The sequence below is a fragment of the Compostibacter hankyongensis genome, from assembly GCF_039541075.1.
Classification (GTDB): Bacteria; Bacteroidota; Bacteroidia; order Chitinophagales; family Chitinophagaceae; genus Compostibacter; species Compostibacter hankyongensis.
The window spans coordinates 1-1,037 of sequence record NZ_BAABFN010000013.1 but is presented as its reverse complement, the minus strand read 5'-3'; the positions used below and the strand labels follow the sequence as shown (position 1 = coordinate 1,037).

Annotated in this window: 1 protein-coding gene; it reads left to right on the top strand. The window is 37.4% G+C overall.

Annotated elements, in window-relative coordinates; genetic code table 11:
• Window positions 1-117 precede the first annotated feature (117 nt).
• A complete protein-coding gene (locus ABD851_RS14410) occupies window positions 118-1,023 on the top strand; it encodes an IS982 family transposase (RefSeq protein WP_344980497.1) in 906 nt (301 codons plus the stop codon).
• Window positions 1,024-1,037: the final 14 nt, after the last annotated feature.

Sequence of the window (1,037 nt, the reverse complement as noted above, 5' to 3'; positions counted from 1 at the left end):
ACGCGTTGTGCTATTAACGGGTGATTATTTATGGGAATAACAAATATGTATATAGTTATGAAATAAAAAATGTTGTGCAGTCGTCTTTAGTAAATAACCACAAATACTAAACGATTCATGCACAACATTCCCACGAATTTCAGAAAATTTTATAGCATTTGCAAAGAGCTCTTTAAAAAAGAAGTAAATGATCGGAATGATTTTCAGTTTTATCCGGCAGTTCCGAAGATGAACGATTTGCAGATCGTTGCACTGTCGTGTCTGATGGAAACATTGGGAATTGATTCCGAAAATTTGCTTTGGAGTAAGCTGAAAACTGATTATGCCGATTTGTTTGACAACCTGATTGACCGGAGTCGTTTTAATCGTCGTCGCAGGCGGCTGTCCCCTATGATTGAACGAGTACAACATCATGTAGCAGAGCGTTTGGATCAGTTGAGTCAAACCATGATTGTAGACAGCATACCAGTTCCCGTTGTTAAACTGGCCAGAGAGAAATCGTTCAAGTCCTTTAAAAGTGATTTTGAAACAGCTCCGGCTAAAGGTTATAGTGCTGTAAACAAAAGCTGGTATATTGGCTATAAGCTTCATGTGATTATATATGACAATGGGGTAATCCAGCAAGCAGATATAACCAAAGCGAATGTTCATGATATTAATTTTTTAAAGGAGATCAACCATTTACCAGAACAAAAATTCCTGTTAGGGGACCGTGCATACATTTCTCAGGCTGTTCAGATAAATTTATTCGATCACTATGAGGTTAAGCTCAAGGTTCCTTTTAGGCATAATCAGCACCACTATAGGAAATATCCAAAGAAAAACAGATCGAAACGGCAAATGATCGAAACAGTATTTGCGCAATTATGCGACCATCTAAATCTGAGAAGAAATTATGCCAGATCATTCCCTGGATTGGCTGCCAGATTAGCTTCTAAGCTGTCGGCAGTTTCTTTACTCCAGTTTATCAATTTCAAAAATGGACTCAAAATTTCAAAGATCAAACACGCATTATGTTTTTAATAGCACAAGACGTT